Source organism: Neobacillus bataviensis LMG 21833 (assembly GCF_000307875.1).
Taxonomy (GTDB): domain Bacteria; phylum Bacillota; class Bacilli; order Bacillales; family Cytobacillaceae; genus Neobacillus; species Neobacillus bataviensis.
This window is the reverse complement of sequence record NZ_AJLS01000141.1, coordinates 55,095-67,947: the sequence shown is the minus strand read 5'-3', so window position 1 is coordinate 67,947 and position 12,853 is coordinate 55,095. Positions and strand designations below refer to the sequence as shown.

13 protein-coding genes are annotated in these 12,853 nt (G+C 37.8%); 7 read left to right on the top strand and 6 right to left on the bottom strand.

Annotated features, from left to right (window positions below):
* The first annotated feature begins 34 nt into the window (after positions 1-34).
* The 5 genes from uptA to BABA_RS22515 all read left to right on the top strand — a co-directional run bounded on the left by uptA (position 35) and on the right by BABA_RS22515 (position 4,258).
* Entirely contained in the window at positions 35-634 is a 600-nt protein-coding gene (uptA, locus tag BABA_RS22535; protein WP_007087566.1) for an undecaprenyl phosphate transporter UptA, read from the top strand.
* Positions 635-757: 123 nt separating this feature from the next.
* Positions 758-1,951, top strand: coding sequence for an MGDG synthase family glycosyltransferase (locus tag BABA_RS22530; RefSeq protein WP_007087565.1), 1,194 nt, complete (start codon positions 758-760; stop codon positions 1,949-1,951).
* A gap of 63 nt (positions 1,952-2,014) precedes the next feature.
* Complete coding sequence (locus BABA_RS22525) at positions 2,015-2,704, top strand: polysaccharide deacetylase family protein (protein WP_007087564.1); 690 nt, start codon at positions 2,015-2,017, stop codon at positions 2,702-2,704.
* 74 nt (positions 2,705-2,778) lie between these two features.
* On the top strand, positions 2,779-3,531 hold the full coding sequence (locus BABA_RS22520) for a COG4705 family protein (RefSeq protein WP_083865498.1): 753 nt from the start codon (positions 2,779-2,781) through the stop codon (positions 3,529-3,531).
* A 67-nt stretch (positions 3,532-3,598) separates the two neighbouring features.
* Positions 3,599-4,258 carry a phosphatase PAP2 family protein gene (locus BABA_RS22515; RefSeq protein ID WP_007087562.1) on the top strand — a complete coding sequence of 220 codons (660 nt, stop codon included), beginning with the start codon at positions 3,599-3,601 and terminating at the stop codon, positions 4,256-4,258.
* Positions 4,259-4,305: 47 nt separating this feature from the next.
* On the opposite strand, the gene BABA_RS22510 is transcribed toward BABA_RS22515, so the two are convergent.
* The 6 genes from BABA_RS22510 to BABA_RS22485 all read right to left on the bottom strand — a co-directional run bounded on the left by BABA_RS22510 (position 4,306) and on the right by BABA_RS22485 (position 9,139).
* Positions 4,306-5,703, bottom strand: a complete 1,398-nt coding sequence (locus BABA_RS22510; protein ID WP_007087561.1) for a sensor histidine kinase — start codon at positions 5,701-5,703, stop codon at positions 4,306-4,308.
* Positions 5,700-6,374, bottom strand: coding sequence for a response regulator transcription factor (locus BABA_RS22505; RefSeq protein ID WP_007087560.1), 675 nt, complete (start codon positions 6,372-6,374; stop codon positions 5,700-5,702). The genes BABA_RS22510 and BABA_RS22505 overlap by 4 nt, the downstream gene beginning before the upstream one ends.
* Before the next feature lie 198 nt (positions 6,375-6,572).
* Positions 6,573-6,971, bottom strand: a complete 399-nt coding sequence (locus BABA_RS22500; RefSeq protein ID WP_007087559.1) for a PepSY domain-containing protein — start codon at positions 6,969-6,971, stop codon at positions 6,573-6,575.
* Positions 6,972-7,097: 126 nt separating this feature from the next.
* Entirely contained in the window at positions 7,098-7,622 is a 525-nt protein-coding gene (locus BABA_RS22495) for a hypothetical protein (protein WP_007087558.1), read from the bottom strand.
* A gap of 1 nt (position 7,623) precedes the next feature.
* Complete coding sequence (locus BABA_RS22490; protein WP_007087557.1) at positions 7,624-8,382, bottom strand: ABC transporter permease; 759 nt, start codon at positions 8,380-8,382, stop codon at positions 7,624-7,626.
* A 1-nt stretch (position 8,383) separates the two neighbouring features.
* The gene (locus tag BABA_RS22485) at positions 8,384-9,139 is read right to left on the bottom strand and encodes an ABC transporter ATP-binding protein (RefSeq protein WP_007087556.1); all 756 of its coding nucleotides are present in this window, start codon (positions 9,137-9,139) and stop codon (positions 8,384-8,386) included.
* A gap of 292 nt (positions 9,140-9,431) precedes the next feature.
* Here BABA_RS22485 and BABA_RS22480 point away from each other — a divergent pair, with 292 nt between their 5' ends.
* Entirely contained in the window at positions 9,432-11,585 is a 2,154-nt protein-coding gene (locus tag BABA_RS22480; protein ID WP_007087555.1) for an alkaline phosphatase PhoX, read from the top strand.
* 350 nt (positions 11,586-11,935) lie between these two features.
* Positions 11,936-12,568, top strand: a complete 633-nt coding sequence (locus tag BABA_RS22475; protein WP_007087554.1) for an AmiS/UreI family transporter — start codon at positions 11,936-11,938, stop codon at positions 12,566-12,568.
* The last annotated feature ends 285 nt before the right edge of the window (positions 12,569-12,853 follow it).

The window sequence follows — 12,853 nt, the reverse complement described above, 5'->3', positions numbered from 1 at the left end:
AGCAATAGAAATTCTTAAAAAGGGTAGGTAGTGTATGTCACATTTAATTCAGTCCATCTTTGATTTGCTTTCAAGCCTTGGCTATGCAGGAATTGCCCTTGGTTTAATGGTCGAGGTCATTCCAAGTGAAATCGTCTTAGCCTATGGCGGTTATTTAGTTTCAATTGGAAAGATTTCATTCGTGGGGGCAGTGATCGCAGGGACAATCGGCGGTCTTATTGCGCAATGGTTTTTATATTGGCTGGGGCGATATGGAGGAAGACCGTTTCTCAATAAGTACGGAAAATATATTTTGATCAAGCCGCATCATATTGATCATGCCCAGCAATGGTTTAGCAAATATGGGTCAGGAGTGATTTTTACGGCACGTTTTATCCCTGTTGTACGACATGCCATTTCTATTCCTGCGGGGATTGCTCGGATGTCATTTGCCAAATTTAGCCTCTATACCGTCGTAGCGATTATTCCATGGTCGATTCTTTTTCTATACCTAGGGATGACATTGGGGACGAAATGGGAGCAAATTAATCAGGCGGCAAAACCCTTTGTTACGCCAGCCATCATGATCGCGATTCTTTTTACAATTGGTTATGTCGTTTATAAATGGAAATTTAAAAAGGGAGAAAAGAGATAGAAGTCGCATTTTTTTAAAACAAAGCAGATTTTAATAATTCTCTAATCGAATATTCATTTTATCTTAAGGTTGCTTGTTTATTATTAGGCTGTAAACATTGATGGAATTGGTGGAGGAGATGGTATGGAGATGAATTCTAAAAAGAAAGATAAAATTCTCATTTTATCTGCCTCATTTGGAGACGGGCATAAACAGGTAGCCAATGCACTTAGTGAAGCCATCCAATTTACACTTCCAAATGTTGAGCCCGTTACGATTGATATCATGGAGTGGCTGCATCCCTACCTGTTTCCAATCAGCCATTACTTTTACAATCGGGTCATTAAAAAGTTTCCTCAAGTGTACAGCTATTTTTATAAAAGAACACGTGAAAAAAGTTCTTTCTCTGTAAAGTTAAATACTTTTTTTACACTGGGAATGGGTTCCATGCTTAATGTGATTGAAAAAATCCAACCTATAGTAGTCGTAAGTACGTACCCATTTGCTGCTGGAATCATGTCTAAACTAAAAGAACATGGTTTGGTCGACATTCCAACTGTTACCGTTATTACTGATTATACAGACCATTCTTATTGGATCTATCCTTTTACTGATCACTATATTGTGGGATCCAAGCAGGTAAAGGATCGGTTGGTTTCCCTAGGAATAGAAGGCCATAAAATTAACCATTCAGGTATACCTGTCCTTAAAAAATTTATGAACACACAGTCCCGTGAGGTTCTCGCAAAGACATATCATTTGAACCCTTCACAGTTTACTCTCCTTGTAATGGGAGGAGGGGAAGGCTTTATCGGAAAGGGGATATCGACCTTCCAAGCTTTAGAGAATCTTTCATCCCCCATCCAAATCATCATTGTTTGCGGTCGAAATAAGAAACTAAGAAATCAACTGGAGAAAGAGCTAAGGAACACCAAGCATCATATTCTCCTCCTTGGATATAGCGAAAATATACATGAGTTGATGGCACTATCTGATTTAATGATTTCAAAACCTGGGGGTGTAACCACGTCAGAGGCACTGACGATGGAGCTTCCATTATTACTTTATCATCCACTTCCAGGCCAGGAAGAAGACAATGCCCAGTTCTTAGTGGATACAGGATTAGCGCTTTTAGCAAAAAATGACTTTGATTTAATTGGAAAAATTGAAGTTGTAACAAAGGACGTGAAATCATTAAATAGGATGAAACAAAGGGCAAGACAGTATCAATCCAAGACCTCCTCTGTTGACGCGCTTGATATCATTATGCAGACAAGGAACCAAGTATACGAACAAAAAAGTGCCTTTATTATGATGCCAATGAGACAAAGTGTTTGATATTCTTGTTTACTTTTTAAAGGAGCAGCAATGGAAGACCAGAAGTCGAGGTGAACATCGATTATGTTCAATATAATAGGATTTGTAATCATCATCTATTTATTCTATACCGTGGCTCCCTATGCCCTTTCATTCGGTTTAGGTAAAGGCGGACTACGATCCAAACCTGCATCATCCAACATAGCCTTTACCTTTGATGACGGCCCTGACCCGTCCTATACGCCATTGCTTTTAGATTTATTGAAGGAATACAGGATAAAAGCAACATTTTTTGTACTAGGGTCTAAAGCGGAAAAGTATCCAGAGCTCATCCTACGAATGCATCAAGAAGGGCATTTAATTGGCCTCCATAATTTTGTTCACACATCCAATTGGCTGATGTTCCCTTGGACAATCCGCCGTGAGTTGGCATATAGTGCCTCTATTGTGGGGAAAATAACAGGCGTTAGACCGGTGTATTATCGTCCACCATGGGGGTTATTAAATTTGATTGATTTTTTCAGCTTGAAGCCCTATAAGATTATCCTTTGGTCGGTAATGGTTGGAGATTGGAAGAGAAAAGCGGGAAGTGAAACGATAAGGGAACGACTTCTTAAAAAGATTAAAAAGGGGGACATTATTCTTTTACATGATAGTGGTGATACACCAGGTGCCGATGAAGACGCCCCAATGAATACCATCAATGCCCTAAAAGATGTCCTGGGGTTACTTGCAAATAAAGGCTATACAGGTGTAAGGATTGATGAATTGTGATTAAAAAAATAGGGGGATAAATAGTGGAAAACTCAGGAAATAAATACGAAAATAATCAATCTATAGGCCGGCAGATGTTAAATAAAGTTCCAGAGGTCACCATCTTCTTCTGGATCATTAAGATCATGGCTACGACTGTGGGAGAAACCGCCGCGGACTTTCTGAATTTTAACCTAAACTGGGGCTTAACAAATACGACAATTGTTATGGCAATCCTATTGCTCATCGTACTTTTCTTCCAGTTCCGATTGAAGAAATACGTGCCAAGCATTTACTGGCTCGCAGTCGTAATGATTAGCATCGTAGGAACACTTGTAACAGATAATCTAGTAGACAACCTCGGAGTGTCTCTAGTGACGACAACGATCATCTTCAGTGTGGCATTGTTGGCAGCATTTATTGCTTGGTACGCAAGTGAAAAAACGCTTTCCATTCACTCCATCTACACTACTAAGAGGGAAGCATTCTACTGGTTGGCCATTTTGTTCACTTTCGCATTAGGTACGGCTGCAGGTGACCTCATTGCAGAGGGTCTGAACATGGGCTACTGGAAGTCTGCACTTATGTTTGCTATTCTTATTGGGGTAGTTACCTTTGCTTATTATCGATTGAAGTTGAATGCAGTGCTGTCCTTCTGGATCGCCTACATCTTGACTCGTCCTCTCGGCGCTTCTCTGGGTGACTTTTTGTCACAGCCACGTAAAGACGGCGGTCTTGGCCTAGGTACGGTAGGAACGAGTGCCATCTTCCTTGTCACGATTTTAAGCTTAGTCCTCTACCTTACTAAAACGCGGAAAGACGAGCTTCCAAGTTCAAGGAATGAATAAGAATACGATTTACTTATTACACTATTATCGACAGAACCATTTCCAAATTGCTTGAGAGGATCTTTTTATGAATTTAAAAACCCATCTACTTATTGCTTTCATCATTAGTTTAGTTTGTGTGGTCGGATTCGCCTTTACATCTTTGTTCATAAGTGACCATAAAATTATTGATTTTGACAGCGATATAATCGCAGCTATTCAAGGACTCGAATCACCATTGTTAACAAAAGTGATGAAATTTTTCACTTTTATTGGTTCAACGCCGGTTGTGATCGTCCTAATTATCCTTTTAATCATCTTTCTTTATAAGGTATTGCATCATCGTTTAGAATTAATTTTGCTTATTTCAGCCATTCTTGGCTCAGCCGTTTTAAACCAAATTTTGAAACAGGTTTTTCATAGGATCCGTCCCAATTTCCATCGTCTGATTGATATTTCTGGGTTCAGTTTCCCAAGCGGCCATGCCATGAATGCTTTTACTGTTTATGTGATTGTTTCCTTCTTGCTCTGGCGTCATATTCCAAGTAAGTGGGGAAGAAGCCTGTTAATCTGCATAAGTACTGTGATGATTCTAGCCATTGGAATTAGTCGCATCTATTTAGGGGTACATTATCCCAGCGATATAATAGGCGGGTACTTAGCGAGCGGATTCTGGTTAGCGGTTGCTATTTGGTTTTTCCAATATTATAAAGAAAAAGTGTATAATAAAAAATATAAACGTGGTTAACTTGATAAATAAAGAGGCATAAACCAGATCGGTTATGCCTCTTTATTTTAATCAGAAACTAGCTTTAAAATAACAGTTGTTCCTTTATTTACTTCACTTTCAATGATGATGGAGCCATTATACTTTTCCATTAAACGATTTGCTATCGCTAACCCTAAGCCATAGCCTCCTTGTTTTCTACTTCTAGCTTTATCTACGCGATAAAAGCGATTTAAGACCATAGGAATGTCTTGTTTGGGAATACCTATACCTTTGTCCTCTATTTCAATTTGCACGAAATTTTCCTTTTTCTGAATCGAGCATTTGATCCATTTCTGCTCTTTCGAGTACTTTACGGCATTATCCAATAATATGACCAATATTTGCTCCAAGTGTCTTGGTTGAAAGGCGATTAAACTTCCTTCTATATTCTTCATGTCCATAATGAACTCAAAATCTTTATGGAGGATCTTGAAATTTCTTAGAGCATTTTCGATCACTGGTATCGGATTAATCCATTCGATTTGTTCTTTTTGTTTTTCGGATTCCGCCCTCGAAAGTTCTAAAAGCTCTGAAACAAGATCACTTAAATATTTGGCTTCCTCTAGTGTTGATTCCAATGATTCTTCAAGTAGTTTTGGGTCGTTTTTCCCCCAGCGTCTTAACATGGAAAGATTCCCTCGAATAATGGCAATCGGTGTGCGCAGCTCGTGAGATGCGTCTGCGACAAATTGTTTTTGCTGCAAAAATGACTCTTCCAGCTTATCCATTGTCTCGTTGAACAATTCTCCTATTTCTGTGATTTCATCCTTAATCCCATTGGAAGGTACTCTTTCGTGTAATCCCGTTTTCTGAATTTTTTTCATCGTATGGAGGATGTTCTTTACCGATTTTAATAATTGTTTTGCGATAATAACCCCACCAAAGCCGCTTAAAGCAATGGAACCCAAACCAGCTAAAAGCATGACAATGATAAATTTATTTAGGAGTCCGTCAAAAATCTCCATGCTTTGAATGATCTCGATCGTTCCCGTTCCGTTATTCAGTAATAACGGACTACGAAGAATGAGAAACCGATTTTCACTTGTTTTTATTTGGTCAAACTCTTCCGTTTGGACAATTTTTGCAGGAATGATTTCATCAGGAACATCTTGAGATGCCGAAATGAGCGTGTTCCCCTTGGAATTTAGAATACGGATCATTTGATGATTGCCACTTAGTCTTTCAATGTAATCACCACTTGAATAAATATCTTGTTCTGTTAGTGGAATGGATTTCGACCGTTCGTGATAATAGGCTTTTGTTTCTTTCATCTTTTGCTCAATGACATTATTTTCTTCCGTAAGCATCCAACTATTTAAAACAGAATATTGAAGGATATTGTATAAGACGAATAAAATAAATAACAGCAGGGAAGACCATAATACAAGTTTATATTTGATTGGAAGAGTAGAAACTTTTTTCATTTTCGAATCACATAACCAATTCCTCTTACGGTTTCAATAAATTGCTCGTTATCTGATGTGTGAAGTTTGTTTCTTAAATAACTAACGTAAACATCTACAACATTTGTTTCAACTTCAACATTGTACCCCCATACTTTTTCTAATAACATCTCCCTCGTCAGCACGAGACCAATATTCTGAAGAAAAATGATCAGTAAGTCATATTCCCTTTTGGTTAATTCAATTTCATCTTTGCCCCGTTTGACAACTCGAGCCATTGTGTCGACTTCTAAATCATGAAAGGTAAGTGTGGAGTGTTGTTGCATGTTCCTTTTAGCTCGGCGAAAGATGACACGGATCCGTGCTAACAATTCCTCCGTTGCAAATGGCTTAGGAATATAATCATCTGCACCACTATCTAAGCCGGATACTCGATCCATAACGCTGTCTCTAGCCGTTAACATGATAATTGATGTATCTTTGACCGCACGTATTCTCCGGCACACCTCTATCCCATTTAGCCCTGGAAGCATAAGGTCTAATAAGATTAAGTCCCAATTTGATTGTAAGGCTAAGTCAAGACCTTCTCTGCCATCATTCGAAACCGTCACTGAAAATCCTTCATATTGCAGCTCTAGAACAATAAATTTAGCTAATTTTTCTTCATCTTCTATTAATAAAATTTTCTTCACTTGTATCGCTCCTACGTGCGTGTTTGTGTGTTTTTTAATTTAATATCATATTGATAGAACTTAGTTTATCACAACAAGAGTAATTAACTCGTATACCACAAATCTGTATATAGGAAACTCCCTTTCACAGAATGTAAAAGGGAGTTCGATTTCAACTTCTTGTATAGGTATACTCCAACTTCATTGACATTAGAAAAATTAGTCGTTTTCGTTTTCTTTCCCATTATCTTTTTCGTCATTACTATCATCTTCTGCTTTCGTAATCTTTCCTGTTTTTGCATCAACTTTTACATCATAGCTTTTGCCGTCCTTGGCTGTTACATGTACACCATAAACGACAGAGCCGTCTTCATCTTCTAATTCTACTTCTTTAACGGTACCATCCGTATATTTTTGCAAAACAGTGTTTGTTGCTTGTTTCCCAGTAATGGCCGCTTCTTTTTGCAATTTTGCTTGCTCATTTGGATCTTGTTTTTCTTCTTTCGCGGTTTCTTGTTGGCTTACTGCAGCAGCAGGCTTCACTAAATGTGTACCAACTGCTCCTCCTCCAACAACGCCTAATGCTATTACAGATGCTAAAATTTTTGTGCCAATCATGTTCATTTCCTCCTTATTTTTAAAAGCATGTCTTACAATCTCTATAGTAACCCTGCATAATTATGTTCCTATTTGAAAACACTTAAAATCAGGTAAAAAATATATTAGAAATTTCTAATGGAACGATTATCTTTTTCTTCTAATGGCAATGAGTAACAAAGATAATAATAGCAACGGCATTACAATGGAAACGATTTGTACTTGAAGTGGAACTATTTTTGTATTGCCAATTATTTCCACCGGTATCGCATCACTTGAAGTAATCACATGATTCTCTTTGGAAACAACTGTCGTATATAAATAATAATCCGCGGTATAGACTAATTGGATGGGCAAACTAACGATTTTTTCTTCATGCGGCTTCATCGTTCCGATTGTAACCGGCTGGTCGGCACTATAATCCTCTAAATTTACCGTCCAGTTCTTAGATAAATTCGCCATCGTAATGTACGTAAAAACATCTTTTATTTCTTTTTCAGCAGTATTAGTAATTTTAACTTTTACCTTTAATTCTTTCCCTGGGTACTCTGCTACTTTTGTAGGGGAGATGATTTCAATTTTAAAATTTGAAGTGCTTTGTGCGTTGGCAGGTCCAGAATGAAAACCAAATAAAACCGAAAATAAAAGTAAAATAGTCAAATATTTTTTCATATTATTCACCCCTTAAAAAATCCACTTTCTTCGCTATAAATAATGCGATAAATACGGTTAGCAGGAAGAAAATGAACACAGGTAGTAGTTCAATCAATACTTGGGAAGTCGCAAGCTTGTTGATAAAGATATCTTTCATCGCAGTCATACTAGCCGAGACCGGGCTATTTTCACTAATGACCTTTGCTAAGCCAGATTTTTTCATTGTTGTTGATAAAAACATCGGAATCGCTGTTATTAAGAATGCCATGATTGCCAAAATCATCGCATTCTTAGTCGATGCGAAGACGGTTGAAAAAATCAAGGCAATGGATGAAAAGGAAATAATCAAAACCGTCCCAACTCCATATAAATAAAGGAGAATAGTAGGGAATATGTTAGCCTGATATGCTAATACGAATAAATAAGGCAAGGACACCAATGTCACCATCAGCCAAAAGATAAGAATCGCTGTAAGCTTAGCAAGGATGATGTTTCTTTTCGTTAAGGGCGTTAACAACAAACTTTCTAATGTACCTTTTTCTTTTTCACCAGCAATCATGGTTGAGCCAATGACCATTGAAATCAATATATTAATTCCAAGTAATAGTTTTAGCATCGTCATAACAACAGTCGGTTGATCCAATAAACTTAATTCTTTTACACTAATAAAACTAAATGATAGGGTACTCATCAATAGAGTGACAGCGAATAAAAAGCCGATTCCCTTTCGTGAGAAAATATGTTCTTTTGTTTCTTTTTTTACTAACGCAAAAAACATGTTATTGTTCCCCCTTTCCGTCTGAAGTGAGATGGAAAAATACATCTTCCAATGAAAGGTCATCTTTATGAATGTCCTTTTTATACTTGTCCATTAATCCTTTGACGGAATCTTCTTCTATGAGGGTTCCTGCCTTGACAATCGCGACTCGATTGCAAATCTTTTCAATATCTTTTAATAAATGCGATGTGATAAAAATGGTAACCCCTTTTACTTGATTTAAATGGAGAAGGATATTCTCAATATCCTTTTGCCCCTGTGGGTCAAGTCCCAGCGTAGGCTCGTCTAAAAAAATGATTTCAGGGTCATGAATAAGTGTGCGGGCAATGCCTAACCGTTGTCTCATCCCCCTTGAATATTGTGAAACTTTTACGTTTGCTTTTGCAGTAAGACTTACCAAATCTAAGAGTTCAGTGACCTTATCCTTTCTTTGCTGCTTATTAATCTTGTGCAGGGCAGAAAAGAATAGAAGGTACTCTTCACCGGTCATCCACTCATAATACCCATGTGATTCCGGTAAAACGCCAATGAGATTTTTGATTTCTCCCTTATTCTTTTTTACATTCAAGTTACTCACTTCTAGATCGCCGCTCGTTGGTTCAATTAGACCAATCAGCATGCGGATGGTTGTCGTTTTACCAGCACCATTAGGGCCAAGAAACCCATAGATATCACCTTTATTTACATGTAAACTGAGACTTTTTACTGCTTCAAATCCGTTATCATAAACTTTTCGTAACTGATTCGTTTTTATCATGTAACACACCTCTTTTCAAAAGATCGCTCACGTTAATGGTACCCTTTATCATTTAAGCAAGCCTTAACAACAGATAAGATTATGATTAGAGAAAGATTAGAAAAGTCTAATGAAGTACTAAATTAATAAAAGGTCATAATTCTAAGTTTTTACAAATATTCCTGTGCTAAATTCCCTGGGCGGAAAGCACTAGAAAAGTTTACAAAATTATATCAATCTGTTAACACTGGCATAATAATAGAAGACTATCATGTTAGAGGTAAGCGAATAACGTTTATCTAGGAGGATATCAATGAACAAAAGAATAGGTAAAAAAGGTACTGCTTTTGCTCTAACACTGGCTTTAACGATTCCTGCCCTCACACCTGCCGCAGCTGCAGGAAATAATAAGGTAAAGATTGATTCTGTAAAGTTTAATGGAATGCCTGCCCCAACGACAATTGACCAAATGGTCGATACGTATTCGACTGCATCCGTTGATGTAAAATACAGTAATGGAGCGGTTAAAACGTTCCCACTTTCATACAAAAGGCTTTTTAAATCAGAAGATAAGGTTGCGATTAATAAAGGTGAACTGATTCCAGCTGGCACTCCGATTGATGTTAACGGAAATCCAATTATGGACAATAGTGTTCCTGGAAACCCAACACCATTTGTTTCGGATGCGCCTGATTCAAATAGCTTGCTAAACCCAATTGGTGGAAAGCTTTACATGGTTACCCACTATGAATATCAAACAATCGATGCTGCTGGTAATTCAGCCTACGGCATTGTTCCGGCATCCATGTCGTTAACAACTTTAGACCAAGATGGGAATACCGGTGAATTAAAACCTAAGGAAGTGAAGAAGATTGACTTTTCTTTAGTCAATGGACTTTGGATTCCATGTAACGGATCTCTTTCCCCATGGAATACCCATTTAGGGTCAGAAGAATATGAGCCAGATGCCCGTAAATTTGAAATTGATCCGATGTCATCGGCAAGAACTCAAGTTGAAAGCTTTTCTAAGCTTTACTTTGGGGATAAATCAGTGGCAAGTCCCTATTTCTATGGGTATGTCCCAGAAATCGAAGTAAAGAATAACGGAAAAGTGAAAGTCGAGAAACATTACAGTCTTGGCCGTTTCTCTCATGAATTAATGAAAATGATGCCGGACAACCGTACAGCCTACTTTGGTGACGACGGTGGAAACACAGGTTTGTTTATGTATGTAGCCGATAAAGCGGAAGATTTATCAGCTGGTACATTATACGCGGCTAAATTCTCACAAACCGGAACTGCAAATGGCGGTTCAGGAAATTTAGAATGGATTAAACTAGGGCATGCCAATGATAAGGAAATTAAAGCGATCATTGACAAGAAAATTAAATTCAGTGACATCTTTGAAACATCTGATGTGCCGCAAGAAGGCTTTAAAGCAATAAAACAATATTCTTATGGCAAAACAGAATATGTAAAACTTAAGCCAGGAATGGAAAAAGCGGCTGCATTCCTTGAATCCCGCCGCTATGCAGCGTACCTTGGTGCGACTACTGAATTCAACAAAATGGAAGGTGTCACCTATAACGCAAAAGATAACAAGGTGTACATCGCCATTTCCGACCAAAGTGGCGCTATGGAAAAAGATAGCACAGGTAAAGATCCTTCAGATGATATCCAATTACCAAAAATTAAGTCTGGTGTCACCTATGAATTAGATTTACGCGATGGTCAAAAAGATAATAGTGGCCGTGGCATTCAAAGTAAATATATAGCAACATCCATGTCAGGTTTACTTGCAGGTGAAGATCTTCCCGTTGCTGATGCTTATGGTAACACGGCAAATGTGGACAAGGTAGCTAATCCAGACAACTTAAGCTACTCTGAAGAAATGAGAACCCTATTTATTGGTGAAGATAGCAGCAAGCATACGAACAACTTTGTTTGGGCTTATAATGTCGATACGAAAGAGTTAACACGTGTTTTATCAAACCCTGCAGGAGCAGAATCTACTGGATTGTTTGCAGCAGATGATCGGAATGGTTTCTCTTATATTATGAGTAATTTCCAACATCCTGGCGATGAATTAGATGCTAAAACCATTACAGCCATTAATAAGGAAGAGTTAAAGAATGCAATGGAGCGAGAAATCGGTATTAATAAGACAGGCGGTGTTGGCTATATCTCTGGTCTGCCATCATTTACAAATATGCCTGATTTCACTGCACCGGCAGCTCCATCTGTTAAGAAAGTAAGCTCTAAGTCTTCTACGCTTACTGGAAAAGCTGAAGCCGGCTCGACTGTCTATATGTATAATGGAGAAGCATTTGGAGGCAAAACGGTTGCAGATGCAAAAGGAAAGTTCAATATGGAAATCAGCACGCAGAAAAAAGGCTCCACATTAACGATTTATGCAGTGGACCAAGCGGGAAATAAGGGACTAGCAGTTTCCGTTAAAGTGGATTAGGAACTACTATTTTACAAACCTGTACAGTTCACAGCTGATTTAAACAGGAAATCATCGTTCGTGAATAAAGCCTTCATTCCCTTCAGAAAGTGGAATGAAGGCTTTATTAATTATGACAATTTAAATCTTATAGGACGATTTTGGTGAAAATGGAAATAATTTAATTTTACATTTTTTCAAATGTGACTTAACATATGTTCATGGCGTGTGCTATAGTTACTTTGAAAAATAAAACTTAGATGAAACAAGTGCGTTGATCATCGATATTATAAAATTTTGTTTGAAAGGGCAATTTCTTTTCTTCATCGAGAAGAGAAACTGCCTTTTCCTTTTTAAAGGAGTGGACTGTTGTGAGCTTTGTGGGTTTATTTCTTTCAGGTGCCGTCTTATTTTTAAACAGTCTTATGTTGTTAGGGAAGGCAGATGGGAAGAGCGTTGGGGTTTTTAATATTTTCGTAGGAAGCATTCAAATTATTATTCCATTTTATTTACTCATTGTTTCGGATCAAACCAATTGGGAACTTTATAATGATGCGGCCATTTTCTTATTTGGCTTAACTTTTTTATATTTTGGGATTACTGTATTGAAGGGATTTGAGGGCAACGGTCTCGGTTGGTACAGCCTGTGGGTTTCCATTATTGCAGTTGTTTATACCATTACATCTATTGTCCAATTTCATGATGTAGTGAATGCATTAACATGGGGAATGTGGTCGTTTTTGTGGTTTCTGTTCTTTTTATCCAATGCGCTTAAAAAGAAAATTGATCATTACCTTGGATTCGTTGCCTTCGTCCAATCATGGGTAACTCTAACAATCCCATCGCTGCTTTACTTTTTAGGTATCTGGAATACGCCACCTGTAGCACAAATTTGGACTTACGTTTTAATTCTATCTATCTTCTCTTTTGTTGCTGCCAGCATTTTTAAATTGAAAATCGCCTTCAAAAAGGGTGATGAAGCGAAAGAGATGCCAGCCGTTTAGGATGGCTATGGTGTCAGGCACCATCCAGAAAAATGGGTGGTACCTGGCACTTTTTTTCGTTTTGGGCTAGTATGGTTTATCCAGAGGGCTTTTTAATAAATACATTTTTCAAAGAAATGGAGAAGTAGACTTTATGAGAGGTTTATGAGGAAGACGGGGTGATTTTTTGGCAAAAAAAAACGCCCCAGCTCATTATTTCTTAGAGACAGGACGAATTGGTTCAACAAGATGAAACGGAATGTATTCATGGTTTTGTTCGATTTTTTCGATGATCGTTGCTACTAA

Coding starts and splice junctions, on each gene's coding strand:
- uptA (WP_007087566.1), top strand. CDS start 35: ATGTCACATTTAATTCAGTCCATCTTTGATTTGCTTTCAAGCCTTGGC.
- BABA_RS22530 (WP_007087565.1), top strand. CDS start 758: ATGGAGATGAATTCTAAAAAGAAAGATAAAATTCTCATTTTATCTGCC.
- BABA_RS22525 (WP_007087564.1), top strand. CDS start 2,015: ATGTTCAATATAATAGGATTTGTAATCATCATCTATTTATTCTATACC.
- BABA_RS22520 (WP_083865498.1), top strand. CDS start 2,779: ATGTTAAATAAAGTTCCAGAGGTCACCATCTTCTTCTGGATCATTAAG.
- BABA_RS22515 (WP_007087562.1), top strand. CDS start 3,599: ATGAATTTAAAAACCCATCTACTTATTGCTTTCATCATTAGTTTAGTT.
- BABA_RS22510 (WP_007087561.1), bottom strand. CDS start 5,703: ATGAAAAAAGTTTCTACTCTTCCAATCAAATATAAACTTGTATTATGG.
- BABA_RS22500 (WP_007087559.1), bottom strand. CDS start 6,971: ATGATTGGCACAAAAATTTTAGCATCTGTAATAGCATTAGGCGTTGTT.
- BABA_RS22495 (WP_007087558.1), bottom strand. CDS start 7,622: ATGAAAAAATATTTGACTATTTTACTTTTATTTTCGGTTTTATTTGGT.
- BABA_RS22490 (WP_007087557.1), bottom strand. CDS start 8,382: ATGTTTTTTGCGTTAGTAAAAAAAGAAACAAAAGAACATATTTTCTCA.
- BABA_RS22485 (WP_007087556.1), bottom strand. CDS start 9,139: ATGATAAAAACGAATCAGTTACGAAAAGTTTATGATAACGGATTTGAA.
- BABA_RS22480 (WP_007087555.1), top strand. CDS start 9,432: ATGAACAAAAGAATAGGTAAAAAAGGTACTGCTTTTGCTCTAACACTG.